This is a genomic window from Escherichia sp. KTE172, from assembly GCF_000408845.1.
Lineage (GTDB): Bacteria > Pseudomonadota > Gammaproteobacteria > Enterobacterales > Enterobacteriaceae > Escherichia > Escherichia coli.
Window position 1 is genome coordinate 4597291 of record NZ_KE137316.1, and the last position, 18441, is coordinate 4615731.

General features: G+C 50.4%; 18 protein-coding genes. 3 read left to right on the plus strand and 15 right to left on the minus strand.

Features of this window, described 5'->3' with window-relative positions; genetic code table 11:
• Positions 1-15 precede the first annotated feature (15 nt).
• The 14 genes from G434_RS02660 to leuS form a co-directional block, all read right to left on the minus strand.
• Entirely contained in the window at positions 16-969 is a 954-nt protein-coding gene (locus tag G434_RS02660) for a YbeF family transcriptional regulator (protein WP_000378057.1), read from the minus strand.
• 259 nt (positions 970-1228) lie between these two features.
• Positions 1229-1870: a lipoyl(octanoyl) transferase LipB gene (gene lipB / locus G434_RS02655; RefSeq protein ID WP_000284040.1), complete on the minus strand. Its 642-nt coding sequence runs from the start codon at positions 1868-1870 to the stop codon at positions 1229-1231.
• Between the two features lie 100 nt (positions 1871-1970).
• On the minus strand, positions 1971-2234 hold the full coding sequence (gene ybeD, locus G434_RS02650; protein ID WP_000850550.1) for a DUF493 family protein YbeD: 264 nt from the start codon (positions 2232-2234) through the stop codon (positions 1971-1973).
• Between the two features lie 109 nt (positions 2235-2343).
• Entirely contained in the window at positions 2344-3555 is a 1212-nt protein-coding gene (dacA, locus tag G434_RS02645) for a D-alanyl-D-alanine carboxypeptidase DacA (protein WP_001092082.1), read from the minus strand.
• 139 nt (positions 3556-3694) lie between these two features.
• A complete protein-coding gene (gene rlpA / locus G434_RS02640; RefSeq protein ID WP_001231428.1) occupies positions 3695-4783 on the minus strand; it encodes an endolytic peptidoglycan transglycosylase RlpA in 1089 nt (362 codons plus the stop codon).
• A gap of 10 nt (positions 4784-4793) precedes the next feature.
• A complete protein-coding gene (gene mrdB / locus G434_RS02635) occupies positions 4794-5906 on the minus strand; it encodes a peptidoglycan glycosyltransferase MrdB (RefSeq protein ID WP_000131719.1) in 1113 nt (370 codons plus the stop codon).
• 2 nt (positions 5907-5908) lie between these two features.
• Entirely contained in the window at positions 5909-7810 is a 1902-nt protein-coding gene (gene mrdA / locus G434_RS02630) for a peptidoglycan DD-transpeptidase MrdA (RefSeq protein ID WP_000776191.1), read from the minus strand.
• 30 nt (positions 7811-7840) lie between these two features.
• Positions 7841-8308 (minus strand): 23S rRNA (pseudouridine(1915)-N(3))-methyltransferase RlmH, encoded by a 468-nt coding sequence (gene rlmH / locus G434_RS02625; RefSeq protein ID WP_000776104.1) that lies wholly within the window; start codon positions 8306-8308, stop codon positions 7841-7843.
• Positions 8309-8311: 3 nt separating this feature from the next.
• On the minus strand, positions 8312-8629 hold the full coding sequence (gene rsfS / locus G434_RS02620) for a ribosome silencing factor (protein WP_001161664.1): 318 nt from the start codon (positions 8627-8629) through the stop codon (positions 8312-8314).
• A 259-nt stretch (positions 8630-8888) separates the two neighbouring features.
• Positions 8889-9500 carry an adenosylcobalamin/alpha-ribazole phosphatase gene (locus tag G434_RS02615; protein WP_001241878.1) on the minus strand — a complete coding sequence of 204 codons (612 nt, stop codon included), beginning with the start codon at positions 9498-9500 and terminating at the stop codon, positions 8889-8891.
• Between the two features lie 23 nt (positions 9501-9523).
• Positions 9524-10165: a nicotinate-nucleotide adenylyltransferase gene (gene nadD / locus G434_RS02610; RefSeq protein ID WP_000838894.1), complete on the minus strand. Its 642-nt coding sequence runs from the start codon at positions 10163-10165 to the stop codon at positions 9524-9526.
• A gap of 1 nt (position 10166) precedes the next feature.
• Positions 10167-11198 (minus strand): DNA polymerase III subunit delta, encoded by a 1032-nt coding sequence (holA, locus tag G434_RS02605; RefSeq protein WP_000620503.1) that lies wholly within the window; start codon positions 11196-11198, stop codon positions 10167-10169.
• Positions 11198-11779, minus strand: a complete 582-nt coding sequence (gene lptE, locus G434_RS02600; protein ID WP_001269673.1) for an LPS assembly lipoprotein LptE — start codon at positions 11777-11779, stop codon at positions 11198-11200. The genes holA and lptE overlap by 1 nt, the downstream gene beginning before the upstream one ends.
• Before the next feature lie 14 nt (positions 11780-11793).
• On the minus strand, positions 11794-14376 hold the full coding sequence (gene leuS, locus G434_RS02595; RefSeq protein ID WP_016238990.1) for a leucine--tRNA ligase: 2583 nt from the start codon (positions 14374-14376) through the stop codon (positions 11794-11796).
• A 234-nt stretch (positions 14377-14610) separates the two neighbouring features.
• On the opposite strand from leuS, the gene G434_RS02590 reads away from it, so the two are divergent.
• Complete coding sequence (locus G434_RS02590) at positions 14611-15093, plus strand: zinc ribbon-containing protein (RefSeq protein ID WP_001044880.1); 483 nt, start codon at positions 14611-14613, stop codon at positions 15091-15093.
• 70 nt (positions 15094-15163) lie between these two features.
• Here G434_RS02590 and ybeQ read toward each other — a convergent pair whose 3' ends face one another.
• The gene (gene ybeQ / locus G434_RS02585; protein ID WP_000578153.1) at positions 15164-16141 is read right to left on the minus strand and encodes a Sel1 family TPR-like repeat protein YbeQ; all 978 of its coding nucleotides are present in this window, start codon (positions 16139-16141) and stop codon (positions 15164-15166) included.
• Positions 16142-16304: 163 nt separating this feature from the next.
• Here ybeQ and G434_RS02580 point away from each other — a divergent pair, with 163 nt between their 5' ends.
• Both G434_RS02580 and G434_RS02575 read left to right on the plus strand, forming a co-directional pair.
• Positions 16305-17012 carry a DUF1266 domain-containing protein gene (locus G434_RS02580; RefSeq protein ID WP_000367040.1) on the plus strand — a complete coding sequence of 236 codons (708 nt, stop codon included), beginning with the start codon at positions 16305-16307 and terminating at the stop codon, positions 17010-17012.
• Positions 17009-18436, plus strand: a complete 1428-nt coding sequence (locus G434_RS02575) for a J domain-containing protein (protein ID WP_000786593.1) — start codon at positions 17009-17011, stop codon at positions 18434-18436. The genes G434_RS02580 and G434_RS02575 overlap by 4 nt, the downstream gene beginning before the upstream one ends.
• The last annotated feature ends 5 nt before the right edge of the window (positions 18437-18441 follow it).

Sequence of the window (18441 nt, forward strand, 5' to 3'; positions counted from 1 at the left end):
TGTAACAATACTTTTTCAAAATGCATTACGGATAACATCTATTACCCCGTGCAGGATGGGATCACGCAGGCTGAATTTGTTGTAGTGGATAGAGAAATCTATTTGCTCCTCATTTAAGGACGGAAAAGGCAGTTTTTCCAGCGGCCAGCAACGGCTAAACAGGTTATAAAAACGGCTGGGAATAATCGCTAACATGTCACTGTTGGCAACCAGTGCAGCGATTGTCAAAATGTTGTAGCTGGTGAAACTGATTTGCCGGTCCGGAAACATCTCTTGAACTCTCTGCCGCAGACCGCTGAAATTTTGCCCTTCCGGTAACAGGAGTATATGCGCAGCGTTGTCGATAGTCTCCCTGTCATCTTCTAAAGAGAGTAGTGGATTTCCCTCGCGGCAAATTAACACCATATTGTCGGTGAACAGAACATGATGTTGCACCGTACGATTGGTGCAAAACATGTTATCGATGATGAGATCGGTTTGAAACTGACTGAGTTGGTTTTCCGCGTCGCTGATGGGGGGGTTGCGCAGTAAAAGCTGCGGATAGTGAGATTTAATCGCCCGATAGATGACAGGAAGGACCAGGGCTCCGACCGAGGGGGTGGTCGCAATAGTTATCGTTCGTTGCTTATCATAGCTTCCTTCGATATCCAGCGCGCCAAGAATGGACTCAAGGCCCTGACTGATATACTCATGTAGATGCATCGCAAATGCGGTAGGAGTGACACCCTGGCCTTTGCGAATAAACAATGGGTCAGGGAATATAACGCGCAGTTTCTGAATAGACTGACTGATTGCCGAGGGTGTCAGATTAAGCACTTTCGCTGCATTAACGATCCCTTTATGTACATATACAGCTTCAAAAATAGTCAGAAGGTTAAGATCAATATTTCGTAAGGTTGTAAATATTTGTGGTTTATCTTCTGACGACTTTCTGCTTAAACAGGTTTCAATTTGATTATTACTATCCACGCACTTACTCCAATTTTATTCATGGAAAAATAATATTAAAAAAAATTACAATAATCTTATGTCTAATTGGAACGGAACGCTTTTGCTCACCATAATCAACTATTTCAATAAGTTAATCAATGGGGTGAGTTACGGAGCAAGGCGTAGCATCGCATTTCTGCAAGTGATAAAGAAAATATACAAACGCGAAGGAGATGTAAAGCATTAGCAGGTGTTATGAGTAATGACCCAGTGTAAATTGGGCCATTGATGTATGCAATTAAGCGGTAATATATTCGAAGTCAGGATTGTTTAGTAGCGCTAAAATATTTTCCAGTAAACGCGGTGCAATATTATTAGTCGTCGCTTCGGGTTTCCATTGTGATATTTTAGCCATTTCCATTCCGGCATACCCACAAGGATTAATACGTAAAAATGGTGAAAGATCCATATTGACGTTTAATGCCAGACCGTGGAATGAACAACCGCGTCGAATACGTAAACCCAGTGAGCAAATTTTCTTTTCCCCGACATAGACACCAGGCGCGTCAGCCCGAGGATGCGCTTCTATACCCAGTTCAGCCAGGGTATTCACCACTGTTTGCTCAAGCAAGGTCACCAGTTCACGCACACCGAGTTTACGGCGTTTCAGGTTAAGCAACACATACATCACCTGTTGCCCCGGCCCGTGATAAGTCACCTGCCCACCGCGATCGCTCTGAATCACCGGAATATCACCCGGCATTAAAATGTGCTCCGCTTTTCCTGCCTGCCCTTGGGTAAATACCGGATAGTGCTCGACCAGCCAGATTTCATCAAGGGTACTTTCATCGCGGGTATCGGTGAATTCATGCATAGCCTGGGAGATTGGCTCGTAAGGCTGAAGACCGAGCTGGCGGACAAGAATTTTATCCTGATACAAAACGGCATCTCCGTGGAGAATGAGTAAAAGTGGGGGAAAAGTATATCACAGCGAGGAGAGGGGAGTTACCCGACCAGGAGCCGGGTAACGGAGAAGCGAGTTACAGAACCATGCGGACAATATCGATTTTGCCCAGTTCTTCATACAGTGTTTCAACCTGCTCGATATGAGTCGCGTTGATAGTGATAGATACCGAGTGGTAGTTGCCTTTGCTGCTTGGTTTTACCGTTGGGGTGTAGTCACCTGGCGCATGGCGCTGTACCACTTCAACCACCTGATCAACCAGCTCAGGTAACGCCTGCCCCATAACTTTGTAAGTAAAAGGAGTAGGGAATTCAAGCAGTTCGTTAAGTTTGGTTTTCATGTCAGCTCCGGCGTAACGTAATTAAATAGCAACTCCCGCCAGAAGGCGGGAGTTTTTTACTGATGTTTAGTATATGGGGACGGAAATTACACTTTCAAGTGTTCGATTTTTAACCAAACCAGTGATGGAACATTAATTTAATGTAATCAATGATTTTGCCGAAGAAGTTGCCTTCCGGGATTTCTTGCAGCACAACCAGCGGGCGTTGTTCGATCGTTTTGCCATCAAGCTGGAAGTTGATAGTACCGACGACCTGATTCTTTTGCAGCGGCGCATGCAATTCACTGCTGTTCAGCACATAGCTGGCTTTCAGATCTTTCATGCGGCCACGCGGAATGGTCAGGTACACGTCTTTATCAACTCCTAACGAAGCGCGATCAGAATCACCAAACCAAACCGGTTCAGAGGCGAACTCTTTACCTACTTTCAGTGGGTTAACGGTTTCGAAGAAACGGAAGCCCCAGGTCAGCAGTTTTTTACTTTCGGCTTCACGGCCTTTAAAAGTACGTCCGCCCATCACCGCAGAGATCAAGCGCATCTGGCCTTCAGTCGCAGAAGCAACAAGGTTGTAACCTGCTTTGTCAGTGTGTCCGGTTTTGATGCCGTCGACATTCAGGCTGTTATCCCATAACAGACCGTTACGGTTCAGCTGGCGAATACCGTTAAACGTAAATTCTTTTTCTTTATAGATCGAGTATTCATTCGGTACGTCACGGATCAACGCCTGGCCGATCAGCGCCATATCTCGCGCGGAGCTGTACTGACCATCAGCATCCAGACCATGTACCGTCTGGAAGTGGGTATTTTTCAGGCCCAGGGCGTTAACGTAGCTGTTCATCAAGCCAACAAAAGCGTCCTGGCTACCAGCGGCAAAATCGGCCATGGCGACACAAGCATCGTTACCCGATTGCAGGTTAATACCGCGGATCAGCTGAGAAACCGGAACCTGCATGCCCGGTTTGAGGAACATCAGCGAAGAACCTTTAAATACCGGGTTACCGGTGGCCCATGCGTCGTTGCCGATGGTGACTAAATCAGTTTCTTTAAATTTACCGGCTTTCATTGCCTGGCCGATAACGTAACTGGTCATCATTTTGGTCAGGCTGGCAGGATCGCGGCGGACATCTGCGTTCTGTTCGGCGAGCACTTTGCCGGAGTTATAGTCAATCAGGATGTAGGACTCCGCATCGATCTGCGGTACACCCGGGATCATAGTTTTGATATTCAGGTCATCGGCATGTGCAGCAGAGATAAAGGCTGTGCAAAGAGCCGTGGTGAGCGCCAGGCGCTTCATGATACGAGCGGAAAAAATGGTATTCATGGTCTGAACTACGACATCCGTGATGGAATTAAAAAAAGTGCCCTACTATAGCAAATGCACTACCGGCAGGCATCTGACTTTCCGCGTGACTTTGTTAACGTCATTTACAGAAATTGACACATCAGATGCCTGCTTTACGCTACTGCGCGGTGGTAATAAATGACTGTAATTGGGCTTCGGTTTGCAAACGTTGCTGCAAGGTACTGGCTTCGGCTTTGCTGGCGAATGGGCCAAGCTGGATCCGCCAGACCGCGCCATTTTGAGTTACGCGACCGGGGACGCCGAACTTCTGTCCCAGTTGCTGTTGGTACTGTTGCGCACGAGCCTGATCGCTAACGGCCCCGACTTGCACCATAAAGTTGCCGCTGGCGCTTTGCGAGGCGGCTTGCGGTGTAACCATTGCAGGCGAGGTTGCAGGCGTTGTCGACGGAGCTGTAACAACGGGCTGTGGTGCAGGCGTTGGTTCGCTGCCTTCCAGAACACCAGGCGCTAAGGTCGTTGGTGCGCCGAGGAAACCGCTGCTGGTTACCGGCGCGCCAGTCGGATCTTCGCTTTTTAGCGTCGAATTACTGACCGGAAGAATGTCACCCTGCGGGCCAGACACTGAACTTGTTCCTGCGCCGCCGCTTAAATCGGGAGGTGCAGGCAGGGCGTAAGTCTGTTTGGCGACTGTGGTACAAGCCATACCAGGACCAGAAAGCGAACCATCCTGGGCGACAATAATCGGATCGATACGAACTTTGGTGTTGTTTGACGTGTTAAGACGGTCAGCTGCTGCGCGAGAAAGCGAAATAACGCGGTCATTGCCGTAAGGACCGCGATCATTAATGCGCACCACGATCATTCGCCCGTTAGCCAGGTTAGTGATTCTGGCGTAGCTGGGGATCGGAAGCGTTGGATGGGCCGCCGTCAGCTGTGTCGGATCGAAAGCTTCGCCAGAGGCCGTCAGGTTACTGCCGGGTTCGGCATCATAGATTGCCGCCAGTCCCGCCTGGCTAAATCGAGACGGATCCTGCACGATTTTGTAGCTTTTACCGTCGCGCTGGTAATCCTGATTTGCCGTCGCGTTCAGTGGTTCGAAACGCGGGTCCGCCCCGCTAATTTCAACTATGGGGCCGTTACATACCGCAGGCTGCGGTACACTTACCGTCTGTTGCTGACCATCATCGCTTGTACATGCCGCGAGCATTCCTGCCGCGATGCAGATCCCGAGCCACTGCTTACGCATTGCGCACCTCTTACACGCTTTTCGACAACATTTTCCTGTGGGTGTGGATTGACATTACAATCCCGAACCCAGCCATCAGCACAATTAGCGCCGATCCTCCATAACTGACCAGTGGGAGCGGAACCCCTACAACCGGCAGAATACCGCTTACCATACCAATATTTACGAAGACATAAACGAATAATATCAGCATTAAGCCGCCAGCCATGACGCGACCAAAGGTGGTTTGCGCTCTGGCGGCTATCCACAGCCCGCGCATGATCAGCAGAATGTAAAGAGCGAGCAGAATCAAAATGCCCACTAATCCCAGCTCTTCCGCCAGTACCGCGAAGATAAAGTCGGTATGGCGTTCGGGGAGAAATTCAAGTTGTGACTGAGTGCCATGCAGCCAGCCTTTGCCGCGTAATCCGCCGGAGCCAATAGCAATTTTAGACTGAATAATGTGATAGCCCGCGCCGAGTGGGTCTGATTCCGGGTCCAGGAGCATCATTACGCGCTGGCGCTGGTAATCATGCATCAGGAAGAACCACAGAATCGGAATGAACGCCGCTACCAGCACTACTGCGACGCCAATCAGACGCCAGCTAAGGCCAGAGAGGAACAGTACAAACAGACCGGAAAGCGCAACGAGGATTGATGTCCCCAGGTCAGGCTGCGCAGCCACCAGCAGCGTGGGCATAAATATCAGCACCAGCGCGATGCCTGTGTTCTTCAACGATGGCGGGCAAACGTCGCGGTTGATAAAGCGCGCAACCATCAGTGGCACGGCTATTTTGGCAATTTCCGACGGCTGAAAACGAACAATACCGAGGTCCAGCCAGCGTTGAGCGCCTTTAGAGATGGCACCGAAAGCATCTACCGCCACCAGCAAAATAATACAGATGATATAGAGATAGGGGGCCCAGCCTTCATAAACGCGTGGAGGAATTTGCGCCATCACCACCATGATGACCAGACCCATCGCGATTTGGCCGATTTTACGCTCCATCATGCCAATATCCTGACCGCTGGCGCTCCAGATAACCAGGGCGCTGTAAACCAGCAATGCCAGTAAAATCAGCAGCATTGTGGGATCGAGATGGACTTTATCCCAGAATGTTTTTTTATTCGGATTATCCGTCATGATTAATGGTCCTCCGCTGCGGCAACCGCTGGATTTTCCGCAGGCAGATCGGTGTTGTTATCACCCAGCATAATGTGGTCGAGGATCTGGCGCATCAGCGTACCAACCGCCGGACCCGCGCCGCCGTTCTCCAGAATCATGGCGACAGCCACTTGCGGATTATTGTATGGCGCAAAGGCGGTCATCAGTTTGTGGTCACGTAAACGCTCGGCAATTTTGTGCGCATTATAGGTTTCGTTCGCTTTCAGACCGAAGACCTGAGCGGTACCAGATTTCGCCGCAATTTTGTACGGTGCGCTGGCAAAGTATTTATGCGCCGTACCGTTAGGGCGGTTAGCAACACCGTACATACCGTCTTTCGCCAGCTCCCAGTAACCGGAATGAATATCGCCGACGGGCGGTTCATGCGGTTGTACCCATGGCACCTGTTTGCCGTCTTCGGCGGTGCTCATCAGCAAATGCGGAACCTTCACGATACCGTCATTAATCAGGATCATCAGTGCCTTACTCATCTGGATTGGGGTCGCTGTCCAGTAACCCTGACCGATACCAACCGGAATGGTGTCACCCTGATACCACGGTTTTTTAAAGCGTTTCTGTTTCCATTCGCGGGTAGGCATGTTGCCGGAACGTTCTTCCGCCAGGTCGATACCGGTGTAATGACCATAACCGAATTTACCCATCCATTCGGAGAGGCGATCGATTCCCATATCGTAGGCCACCTGATAGAAGAAGGTATCCGCAGATTCTTCCAGCGATCTTGTGACATTCAGACGCCCGTGGCCCCATTTTTTCCAGTCACGATAACGTTTTTCCGAACCTGGCAGTTGCCACCAGCCTGGGTCAAACAGCGTCGTATTGCGCGTGATCACTCCGGCGCTCAATGCCGAAACCGCCACATAGGGTTTAACTGTAGACGCGGGAGGATAAACCCCCTGTGTGGCGCGGTTCACCAGCGGTGTATTCGGGTCGTTCAGCAAGGCGGAATAATCTTTGCTGGAGATACCGTCAACAAATAGGTTTGGGTCATAACTAGGCGTGGAAACCAGCGCCAGCACCCCACCTGTACGCGGATCGGTGACTACCACCGCTGCGCGGCTACCCGCCAGCAGCGTTTCAATATATTGCTGGAGTTTGAGATCCAGCGTCAGGTAAATATCGTGTCCGGCTTGCGGTGGCACTTCTTTTAACTGGCGGATAACACGCCCACGGTTGTTAACTTCAACCTCTTCATAACCGGTCTGACCGTGCAGCACGTCTTCATAGTAACGCTCAATGCCCAGCTTACCGATATCATGCGTTGCCGCATAGTTGGCCAGTTTGCCGTCATTATTCAGGCGTTCGACGTCTTTATCGTTGATTTTCGACACATAGCCGATGACGTGGGTCAACGCCGAACCGTAAGGATAGTAACGACGTTTATAGCCTTTAACTTCAACACCCGGAAAACGGTACTGATTGACGGCAAAGCGAGCTACTTGTACTTCGGTCAGGTTAGTTTTCACCGGAATGGAGGTGAAACGGTGTGAACGTGCGCGCTCTTTTCGGAATGCAGCAATATCGTCATCGGTCAGATCAACCACGCTGCGCAAAGCGTCCAGCGTTTGCTGCACGTTATCGACTTTCTCCGGCATCATTTCTATCTGGTAGATAGTGCGGTTGAGGGCCAGAGGGATACCGTTACGGTCGTAGATAATGCCGCGGCTGGGCGCGATAGGCACCAGCTTAATGCGGTTTTCATTAGAGCGGGTCTGGTAATCGGTAAAGCGAACAATTTGCAGATTATACAGGTTGGCGATAAGCACGCCGGTCAGCAGCAAAATCCCCAAAAAGGCGACCAGCGCCCGGCGCACAAACAGCGCGGACTCTGCCGTATAGTCGCGAAAAGAGTTCTGTAGTTTCATCCGCTGCGTTTTCTACTCAAAGCTCCCTTATCACTCACGGTGATAAGGATGGTTGGTGGTGATGCTCCACGCCCGGTACAGACTCTCTGCGACCAGCACGCGAACCAACGGATGGGGGAGGGTAAGCGCCGACAGCGACCAGCTCTGCTCCGCCGCCGCTTTACAGGCAGGCGACAACCCTTCAGGCCCGCCAATCAGTAGACTGACGTCGCGACCATCCAGCTTCCAGCGTTCCAGCTCAGCGGCTAACTGCGGCGTATCCCAGGGCTTGCCTGGAATATCGAGGGTGACAATGCGGTTTTTGCCTGCGGCCGCCAACATCTGCTCACCCTCTTTGTCGAGTATGCGCTTGATGTCCGCATTCTTGCCGCGTTTTCCGGCCGGAATTTCAATCAGCTCGAAGGGCATATCTTTCGGAAAACGACGCAGGTACTCGGTAAAACCGGTTTGTACCCAGTCCGGCATTTTCGTTCCCACGGCGACAAGTTGCAGCTTCACGCATTAACTCCAGAGTTTTTCCAGTTCATACAGGCGACGGCTCTCTTCCTGCATGACATGGACAATCACATCGCCCAAATCCACGACAATCCAGTCGGCGCTGTTTTCACCTTCTACGCCGAGCGGTAACAGGCCCGCTGCGCGAGACTCCTGCACAACGTGGTCAGCAATGGACATAACATGACGGCTGGACGTACCCGTACAGATGATCATGCAGTCGGTGATGCTGGATTTGCCCTGAACGTCTAAGGCGATGATGTCCTGACCTTTGAGGTCATCAATTTTGTCGATAACAAAATCCTGGAGTGCTTTACCCTGCAAGTTTTCCCCCTGGGTGAATCAAATAGATAAAAATGGTCTGTCAGTATACCTGAACCAGAGGCGATTTCGGGACAATTGTCGCCGAATCGGCTTTCGAAAGTGGGCTATCATCCCACCCCGCGCCGCAGATTGCATCGCCATTTTTGTAAAACAATTTCTACAAAGTCGTGTCTGGCGAAAAAAGTCTGGCTGCGGAGAATATCAGCCTGCCCGGGGCTGTCAATGGTCGTTGCGGCTTACCCGTAAAAAAACAGAAAAGTCATGCATTCTCGACCCCGATGGCACGGCTATTGAGGACGCGTAGCGTCGCGAATTTTTGGTTGATATCAATGGCGCTCCAACACCCCTGGTCAACGCGAAAATGCCACATAGCTTCGGCAGGCATACCAATTAAACGGGCGATTAACAGACTCAGTACACCCTGATGGCTGACGACTAAAATATTCTGATAGTGCTGAAATTCACTAAGCCTTGCGATAAACCGTTCCACTCGTTGTGAAAATGCCTGAAATCCTTCACCGTTCGTGGGGATAGCATGCTGCCAGTCATTGCACCACGCGCTATAGTTTTCGGCATCTTCTTGCATGAGGTCGCGATGATGTCGCATCTCCCAGTCGCCAAAAAACATTTCGTTGAGTTCAGGGATGATTTGCACGGGAAGCTGGCGATCACTGAGAACCCGTCGCGCGGTATGCTGTGCCCGTTCCAGTTCACTGCATAAAACCAGGTCAAAGGAAACACCATGTAGCAGCGTATGCAGATTTTGCGCTTGCTCAATACCGCGCGCAGTCAGGGGTGTGGGAGCATGACCGCTGTACAGACCATCGATATTCGCTTGCGTTTCGCCATGACGAATTAACCACAGTCGCATCATGCCCTCCGTAACGACAGGTATCAGCGATACAAGCCTTGTTGGTTAATGTAAGTCAGTACCGGTTCCGGCAATAAATCCTCACACGATTCACCGTTTTGCAAACGTTCGCGGATGATGGTCGCCGAGATGTTAAACCACGGCGTTTCAGCCAGATAAATTTTACCGGCAGGCTGAAGGTGAAGATCTTCCGGGTTATGTGTCAAATGATCTTCCAGCCATTGCTGGTATTGCGGTTGCGCCATTTCAAGTGGGTAACCTGGACGCCGACAGACGATCAAATGTGCATTGTCGAGTATCGTTTCGTATTCGTACCAGGTCGGAAAGGTCAGCAGTGAATCCTGACCAATAATAAACGCCAGCGGCACGTCTGGCCATTGTTCCTGCCGCCACTCTTTCAGTGTTTGCGCAGTGTAAGAGGGGGCATTGCGCTTTAGCTCGCGTTCATCAAGAGTAAATAATGGCTTGTCGGCAATCGCCAGTTCAAGCATGTGTTTACGCTGCACGCTGTTCGCTTCCGGCTGGGGACGATGCGGAGGAACATTATTAGGGATGATTGTGACCCGCGTCAGACCAATCAAATTCGCCAGCGTTTCCACGGGTTTAAGATGTCCATAGTGCACCGGATCAAAGGTGCCGCCAAACAGAGCCTGTAAAGATTTCATATCAACCGTCGATAAATACGTCCGCCAGAGGTTTATGGCACAACAGAAGAGATAACCCTTCCAGCTCTGCCCACACTGACTGACCGTAATCTTGTTTGAGGGTGAGTTCCGTTCGTGTCAGGAGTTGCACGGCCTGACGTAACTGCGGCTGGCTTAAGCGATTTAACGCCTCGCCCATCATGCCCCGGCGGTTCTGCCATACCCGATGCTTATCAAACAATGCACGCAGTGGCGTATGGGCAGACTGGCGTTTCAGGTTAACCAGTAACAACAGTTCACGTTGTAATGTGCGCAACAAAATAACCGGTTCGCTGCCTTCCAGACGAAGTTGCTGAAGAATATGCAACGCGCGCTTACTTTTTCCCATCAACAAAGCATCAACCCAATGAAAAGGGGTGAAATGCGCGGCATCATTCACCGCCTGTTCAACGCGCGGTAATGTCAGTTTGCCGTCTGGCCAGAGCAGCGATAAACGCTCCAGTGCCTGGGCCAGCGCCAGCAGGTTACCTTCATAACAGTAGCAGAGCACTTGGTTTGCAGCGTCATCCAGTTCTAAGTTGAGCTGTTTTGCACGCGCAGCAACCCAGCGGGGAAGCTGAGCCTGCTCCGGTGTCTGACAGGTCACCTGCACGCTGCGATTCGCAAGAGCAGTAAACCAGGCGGCATTTTCTTGCGCTTTGCTTAATTTATTACCGCGGACGATCAACAGCAGGTCGTCATGCAGAAGTCCGGTGAGTGTGAGAAGTTGTTCATTGATCGCCGCATTCGGTCCGTTTTCGGGTAACAACAGCAATAGCGTTTGTCGACTGGCAAACAGACTCATGGCCTGGCATAACGAAAAGATCGCATTCCAGTCAGTGTTGGGATCAATGGAAAAAGTGTGGTGTTCTTCGAACCCTTGCGCCGCAGCGACCTGACGAATAGCGTCCTGGCTTTCCTGCAATAACAGAGGATCGTTACCAAGTAAAAGATACGCCGCGCGCAGCCCTTCATTGAGCTGCGCGCGGAGTTGTTCCGGGTACAACCGAATCATCAGTTACCCAGCGTGGTAGAGACGCGTGCAGGCGTTGCCGGAGTATCCGTTGTGGTCGACGTCTGTTCTTCGTCGGAACGAATATCCGCAGCACGGATGCTTGGCAGCTTACGAATCAGCTGTTCGGCAGCACGGTCGTACATCTCTTTTACGATCATGTCTTGTTCGTTATCTTTCGCTAACGCCATTTGCGGGTTATCGAAGAACGAACGGAAGACTTTGGCGCTAATCGGGTAGATGTCACGGCCGGGGATCAACACGGTCGCATTGACCGTCATGATCATCTGATACTCTGCTGTTTGACCGTTACGGAATACCGATGCGGTATCTTTCGCGATGCTCACTTTACCCAAACGCAGGGATGGAACGTCCTTACGCGTGGTTTCTTTATCAAGCAACTCGACACCATTCAGACGTAACTGGTTACGCACCGCACGGCTTAATGGCCCGTTCGGATCGCCTGAGTCCAGGATCATGACCTTCATAGTGGAAGGAACCTGCGTGGTATCACGCAGATGCCAGCCACACCCGGCGGTGATTAACACCGCCAGAGATAACAACAATGTTGCCAGATATCGCACGCTTCCTCCCGCGCTTAGCCAACGACCAGATTGAGGAGTTTACCGGGTACGTAAATCACTTTACGCACGGTAACGCCATCAAGATATTTTGCTACCAGATGTTCCTGGCCAGCACGTTCGCGAACCTGTTCTTCCGTTGCGTCCACCGGAACGGTGATTTTTGCACGGACTTTACCGTTAACCTGCACCACGACCAGCGTGGAGTCTTCCACCATCGCTTTTTCGTCAGCAACCGGCCACGGTGCGTTGTCGATATCGCCTTCGCCTTTCAGTTCCTGCCACAGCGTGAAGCAGATGTGCGGGGTGAACGGGTTAAGCATACGGACTACCGCCAGCAGCGCTTCCTGCATCAGGGCGCGGTCCTGCTCGCCATCGGTCGGTGCTTTCGCCAGTTTGTTCATCAGCTCCATAATCGCCGAAATTGCGGTGTTGAAGGTCTGACGACGGCCGATATCATCGGTCACTTTAGCGATCGTTTTATGCACATCGCGACGCAGCGCTTTCTGATCTTCAGTCAGCGCATCAACGTTCAGTGCCGCAACATCACCTTTCGCTGTGTGCTCGTAAACCAGTTTCCAGACACGTTTCAGGAAGCGGTTAGCCCCTTCCACGCCGGATTCCTGCCATTCGAGAGTCATATCAGCCGGAGAAGCAAACATCATAAACAGACGAACGGTGTCCGCGCCGTAACGTTCAACCATCACCTGCGGGTCGATACCGTTGTTCTTAGACTTGGACATTTTGCTCATGCCGGTATAAACCAGTTCATGGCCTGCCGCATCTTTCGCTTTCACGATACGGCCTTTCTCGTCACGTTCAACGATAGCATCAACCGGGGAAACCCAGTTACGTTCGCCGTTTTCGCCAACATAGTAGAAGGCATCTGCCAGCACCATACCCTGACACAGCAACTGTTTCGCTGGTTCGTCAGAGTTCACCATGCCTGCATCACGCATCAGTTTGTGGAAGAAGCGGAAGTAGAGCAGGTGCATAATGGCGTGTTCGATACCACCAATGTAGATATCCACCGGCAGCCAGTAGTTAGCCGCTTTGGAATCCAGCATACCTTCTTTGTACTCCGGGCAAGTGTAGCGCGCATAGTACCAGGAGGACTCCATAAAGGTGTCGAAAGTGTCGGTTTCACGCAGCGCTGGCATACCGTTAACGGTAGTTTTTGCCCACTCCGGATCTGCTTTAATCGGGCTGGTAATGCCGTCCATCACCACATCTTCCGGCAGGATCACCGGCAGCTGGTCGTCCGGGGTCGGCATTACGGTACCGTCTTCCAGCGTCACCATCGGAATCGGCGCGCCCCAGTAACGTTGACGGGAAACACCCCAGTCGCGCAGGCGGTAGTTCACTTTACGCTCGCCAACGCCCATCGCAGTCAGTTTATCGGCGATAGCGTTGAAGGCCGCTTCATGGTCAAGACCGTTGAACTCGCCAGAGTTGAACAGAACGCCTTTTTCAGTCAGGGCTTGCTGAGAAAGATCTGGCTCAGAGCCGTCAGCTGCCAGGATAACCGGTTTGATGTTCAGGCCGTATTTAGAGGCAAACTCGTAGTCGCGCTGGTCGTGACCCGGAACCGCCATAACTGCGCCCGTGCCGTACTCCATCAATACGAAGTTTGCTGCCCAAACGGGAATTTCTTCGCCCGTTAATGGGTGAACCGCTTTAAAGCCAGTATCGACGCCTTTTTTCTCCATCGTTGCCATTTCAGCTTCGGCAACTTTGGTGTTACGGCATTCGTCAATAAAGGCCGCCAGTTCAGGATTATTTTCCGCCGCTTTCTGTGCCAGCGGATGACCTGCCGCTACCGCCAGGTAGGTACAACCCATAAAGGTGTCCGGGCGGGTAGTGTAAACGGTCAGCGTGTTGTCATAGTCGTTAACGTTGAAAGTGATTTCTACGCCTTCGGAACGACCAATCCAGTTACGCTGCATGGTTTTAACGGTGTCTGGCCAGTGATCCAGTTTATCCAGATCGTTGAGCAGCTCGTCAGCGTAAGCGGTGATTTTGATAAACCATTGCGGGATCTCTTTACGCTCAACTTTGGTATCGCAGCGCCAGCAGCAGCCGTCGATAACTTGTTCGTTCGCCAGTACGGTCTGGTCGTTCGGGCACCAGTTGACCGCAGAAGTCTTCTTATATACCAGGTCTTTTTTATACAGCTCGGTGAAGAATTTCTGTTCCCAACGGTAGTATTCCGGCGTACAGGTTGCCAGCTCGCGGCTCCAGTCATAACCAAAGCCCAGCATTTTGAGCTGGTTTTTCATGTACGCGATGTTGTCGTACGTCCACGGTGCCGGTGCGGTGTTGTTTTTCACCGCCGCGCCTTCCGCAGGCAGACCAAACGCGTCCCAGCCGATCGGCTGCAGGACGTTTTTGCCCAGCATACGCTGGTAGCGGGCGATCACGTCACCGATGGTGTAGTTACGTACGTGGCCCATGTGTAGTCGACCAGAAGGATAGGGAAGCATAGACAGGCAGTAATACTTCTCTTTGCTCTCGTCTTCGGTTACTTCAAATGTGCGCTTCTCATCCCAATGAAGCTGTACTTTGGATTCTATCTCTTCCGGGCGGTATTGCTCTTGCATGGCAGCCAGTGGTCCTGTTTTCAATACGGCTACAAATGTAGCGTTGAGGTGGTTTTTCAGATCCGCATAGCATAGCCCAAACGTCCGCGTCAAAACAGCCTTTCGCGCACTCGACGTTGAAATGATGCCCGGATTATTCATACATTAATTTACAGAGTTTGTGGGCGTATTAGCAAAGCAAGGAACAAAGAACGTCTATTATTATAGTCAGTTAACGACCCGGGAGATGAAACGATGAACAAGGTTGCTCAATATTACCGTGAACTGGTCGCGTCACTGAGCGAACGCCTGCGCAATGGCGAACGTGATATCGACGCACTGGTGGAACAGGCGCGCGAGCGCGTAATAAAAACAGGGGAGTTAACGCGAACCGAGGTCGATGAGCTGACGCGAGCTGTCAGACGTGACCTGGAAGAGTTCGCCATGAGCTATGAAGAGAGCCTGAAAGAAGAGTCTGACAGCGTCTTTATGCGGGTGATTAAAGAAAGCTTGTGGCAGGAGCTGGCAGACATCACCGATAAAACGCAGCTTGAATGGCGCGAGGTTTTCCAGGACCTCAATCATCACGGGGTTTATCACAGCGGAGAAGTGGTAGGGCTGGGGAATCTGGTCTGCGAGAAATGTCATTTCCATCTCCCGATCTACACACCGGAAGTGCTGACGCTATGCCCGAAATGTGGTCATGACCAGTTCCAGAGACGCCCGTTCGAGCCTTAATGGTATGATTTCGCACAGCAATAAAGAGAATATGGGCCGAATAAAATTCCCCGGCCCTTGTTTTTATCTCTTACAGTAAATCTTCAATCTCACGGATTTCTTGACTGACATCCCTGGTACCGGATGCCTGAACTTTACGATACAGGTCGAGAGCCTGTCGGAGATCGACAGGTCTTCCTTCTCCGTAGTGATACATAATGGCCAGGTTATACCAGGCAGTGGCGTCATTGCATTCAGCGGCTTTCGTAAACCATTCAAAGGCGGCCTGATAATCTTTCTCAACGCCTTGTCCGTGTTTATACATATAACCGATGTTGACGTAAGCGCCGACGCTCCCCTGAGCGGCAGCCTTCAGATACCAGTACATGGCTTGCTTATAGTCCTGGTCCACCCCTTCGCCAGCGTTATAATCCCATGCAATTTGAAACTGGGCATGCCGATTACCCTGCTGTGCGCTTTTCAAATACCAGAATGCGGCGAGTGTCTCGTTTTGAGCAACGCCTTTTCCGTCTTCATAAAGATCGGCCAGATTGTTTTGCGCGTCACTATGGCCTTGTAATGCAGCTTGTTTGTACCAGAAAAATGCCAGCGTATAGTCTTGTGCGACTCCGTTGCCATTTCTGTACATCCACCCAAGATTATTTTGCGCATAAGACATTCCGCTCTCCGCGGCTATCTGATACCAGGCAACCGCTTCTTTATAGTTGGGGTCTTCTCCACGATCCAGTGTCCAGCCAAGGGCGTTGGAAGCGAAAGTATGGCCTTGTAGGGCAGCTTTTTTCAGCCAAAAGATGGCTTGCCCATTATCTTTATGACGGCTTTTATCCTCGGTATACTTTTGCCCTAAGGAATATTGTGCTTCACAATGACCTTGCTCAGCGGCCAGCCTCAGCCAGTAAAAGGCCTTTTCGTCGTCCGGAGAGTCAATTGCGCTATCGCGATTATAATAAAACCCAATAATATATTGAGCATCGCAATCGCCTTTTTCAGCACGTTCGATAATCTCATCTATTGATAAATTATCGCAGCAACTTGACGTAAAAATCATTATCATTTCCTTATGGTTGCATATAAAGCATATTATATTTTTATGTGTTCCATTTTTGCGTAAGCCTTATTTTATGCGTATTATGTTGCGTCAGAAAAGTATAAATAAATGAGCCTCGCAACGTGGTTAATATTCATTGAATGAATATTTAAGGATAAATTATATGGACATGGAGTCGCAAAAAATATTGTTTGCACTTTCCACTCCGATGGAAATACGCAATGAATGCTGTTTACCTTCGCATTCATCCCCCAAAATGTATTTAGGTACACGCTTTTTTGACCTTTCTTCCTCCTGGGGAATTGATGACCGTGATGATCTACTGCGCACAATTCACCGAATGATTGATAACGGTCATGCCGCGCGGTTGGCAGGGTTTTATCACTGCTGGTTTCGTTATTCGCCATGTGAATGGCGTGACTATCTTGCTGAATTAAATGAGCAAGGTCAGGCTTATGCGCAATTTGTCGCCAGCACCGCCGAATGCTGTGGTGAGGGAGGAATTAAAGCCTGGGATTATGTCCGGATGGGTTTTTTAAGCCGAATGGGCGTGCTTAATAACTGGTTGAGTGAAGAAGAAAGCTTGTGGATACAGTCGCGCATTCATCTACGGGCTCTACGTTATTATAGTAACTGGCGGCAATATTTTGCCGGTTATACCTTTGGTCGGCAATATTGGCAGTCTCCCGAAGATGATAATCTTCAGTTATTACGTGAATTCTTGGCGCGTAAAGAATACGACGATTCCGGCAATGATATGTTTTATCAATTATTTGCCAGTGACGATGCATATTACGCGACCTTACCCTGGCAACCACTGGCTGACTACCCCACATGCCCGGAAACGCTTAAGGATATGAGCGACCTATGAAAAATTGCTGGAAGATTCTCGAAATAGAGGAAACGACTGACGTCGATATTATCCGCCGCGCTTATCTGGCGCTGTTACCGTCCTTTCATCCAGAAACCGATCCGCAAGGTTTTAAACAACTTCGTCAGGCGTATGAGGATGCGCTACGGATTGCGCAGTCCCCTGCTAAATCTGTTTGGCAATCAGAAGAACATGAAGTTGCAGAACATGAAATTCTGCTCGCCTTTCGTGCGTTACTCGCCTCTGATAGCGAACGTTTTCTGCCCTCTGCCTGGCAGCGATTCATTCAGCAATTAAATTATTGCTCGATGGAAGATATTGATGAATTACGCTGGTCGCTGTGCACAATAGCCATGAACACTGCCCATTTATCCTTCGAGTGCGTGGTGTTATTAGCAGAAAGATTGCGGTGGTTGCAGGAGGAAAACGTCGGGGAAATAGACGAAGAAGAACTGGAATCCTTTTTATATGCCATTGCGAAGGGGAATGTTTTTAACTTCCAGACCATTCTGCATCTGCCCGTTGCCGTACAAAATGACACCATTGATTTTTACCAAATGTTCGCTCGGATTTGGTCATCGCATCCAGAATGGCTGACATTGTATTTAGCGCAACATCGCGCAGTGATTATCCCCGATGATGCAAATTTGCACAGAAATTTACTCCGCTGGTATAGCACAAGCCGCCTGGATATCCCCGAACTTCTGGATTACGCCCGGTCGTGGCGGGAAGCTGAACCTGATAATGAAGATGCGCGTTATTATGAATACGCGCAACGCGTCTATTGTGGAGAAGGCGAAAGCCTGCTGGCAGAACTTTGTGACTACTGGCGCGAGTATCCCTCCACCCAGGCGGATGCTTTAATGTTGCAATGGTGCCGTCAGCATCGGGTCGATTATTACCCATTAGTGGTGATGATGATTGAAGCGCGTGATCTGGTTAACGATCAGGGAAAACCGCTACTTTATGTCCCTGGTGACAGCGCTCGTACGCGTTTTCATTTATACGAAATACTCAGTGATGAAAAACTCTCTGCGCTGGGGCGTTCTCTGGTCGAGATGGTTTTGCACAAAGGACGTAAGCCGCGGATCTCACTCACGCGTGATACAGAACATCCCTTATGGCCATTATATCTAGTTGCCAAACAATTAGTGCAGGCCAGCCAACCTACAGAAGAATCATTAATCCCGATTGTGAGCCGCCTTGATGCAGAAGATCGTTGTCCTCTGGAAGCATTAATTATTCGACGGTTATTAATTCAGGCGGCAAATTTTACCGAGAAGCAAACCGTCGAACCGGAGCCGCAACCGCAGCCAATGCCCGTTGACGATGGTGGACCAGGCTGTCTGGGCATCATTAAAATTATTTTCTATATTTTTATCTTTGCTGGTTTGATAGGGAAAATACTCCATCTGTTCGGGTGACAGTC

Excerpts from the sequence above, each read along its gene's own strand:
- leuS (WP_016238990.1), bottom strand. The coding sequence starts at position 14,376 with ATGCAAGAGCAATACCGCCCGGAAGAGATAGAATCCAAAGTACAGCTT.
- nadD (WP_000838894.1), bottom strand. The coding sequence starts at position 10,165 with ATGAAATCTTTACAGGCTCTGTTTGGCGGCACCTTTGATCCGGTGCAC.
- holA (WP_000620503.1), bottom strand. The coding sequence starts at position 11,198 with ATGATTCGGTTGTACCCGGAACAACTCCGCGCGCAGCTCAATGAAGGG.
- dacA (WP_001092082.1), bottom strand. The coding sequence starts at position 3,555 with ATGAATACCATTTTTTCCGCTCGTATCATGAAGCGCCTGGCGCTCACC.
- mrdB (WP_000131719.1), bottom strand. The coding sequence starts at position 5,906 with ATGACGGATAATCCGAATAAAAAAACATTCTGGGATAAAGTCCATCTC.
- ybeD (WP_000850550.1), bottom strand. The coding sequence starts at position 2,234 with ATGAAAACCAAACTTAACGAACTGCTTGAATTCCCTACTCCTTTTACT.
- G434_RS02590 (WP_001044880.1), top strand. The coding sequence starts at position 14,611 with ATGAACAAGGTTGCTCAATATTACCGTGAACTGGTCGCGTCACTGAGC.
- G434_RS02575 (WP_000786593.1), top strand. The coding sequence starts at position 17,009 with ATGAAAAATTGCTGGAAGATTCTCGAAATAGAGGAAACGACTGACGTC.
- G434_RS02615 (WP_001241878.1), bottom strand. The coding sequence starts at position 9,500 with ATGCGACTGTGGTTAATTCGTCATGGCGAAACGCAAGCGAATATCGAT.
- G434_RS02580 (WP_000367040.1), top strand. The coding sequence starts at position 16,305 with ATGGACATGGAGTCGCAAAAAATATTGTTTGCACTTTCCACTCCGATG.
- mrdA (WP_000776191.1), bottom strand. The coding sequence starts at position 7,810 with ATGAAACTACAGAACTCTTTTCGCGACTATACGGCAGAGTCCGCGCTG.
- rlpA (WP_001231428.1), bottom strand. The coding sequence starts at position 4,783 with ATGCGTAAGCAGTGGCTCGGGATCTGCATCGCGGCAGGAATGCTCGCG.
- ybeQ (WP_000578153.1), bottom strand. The coding sequence starts at position 16,141 with ATGATTTTTACGTCAAGTTGCTGCGATAATTTATCAATAGATGAGATT.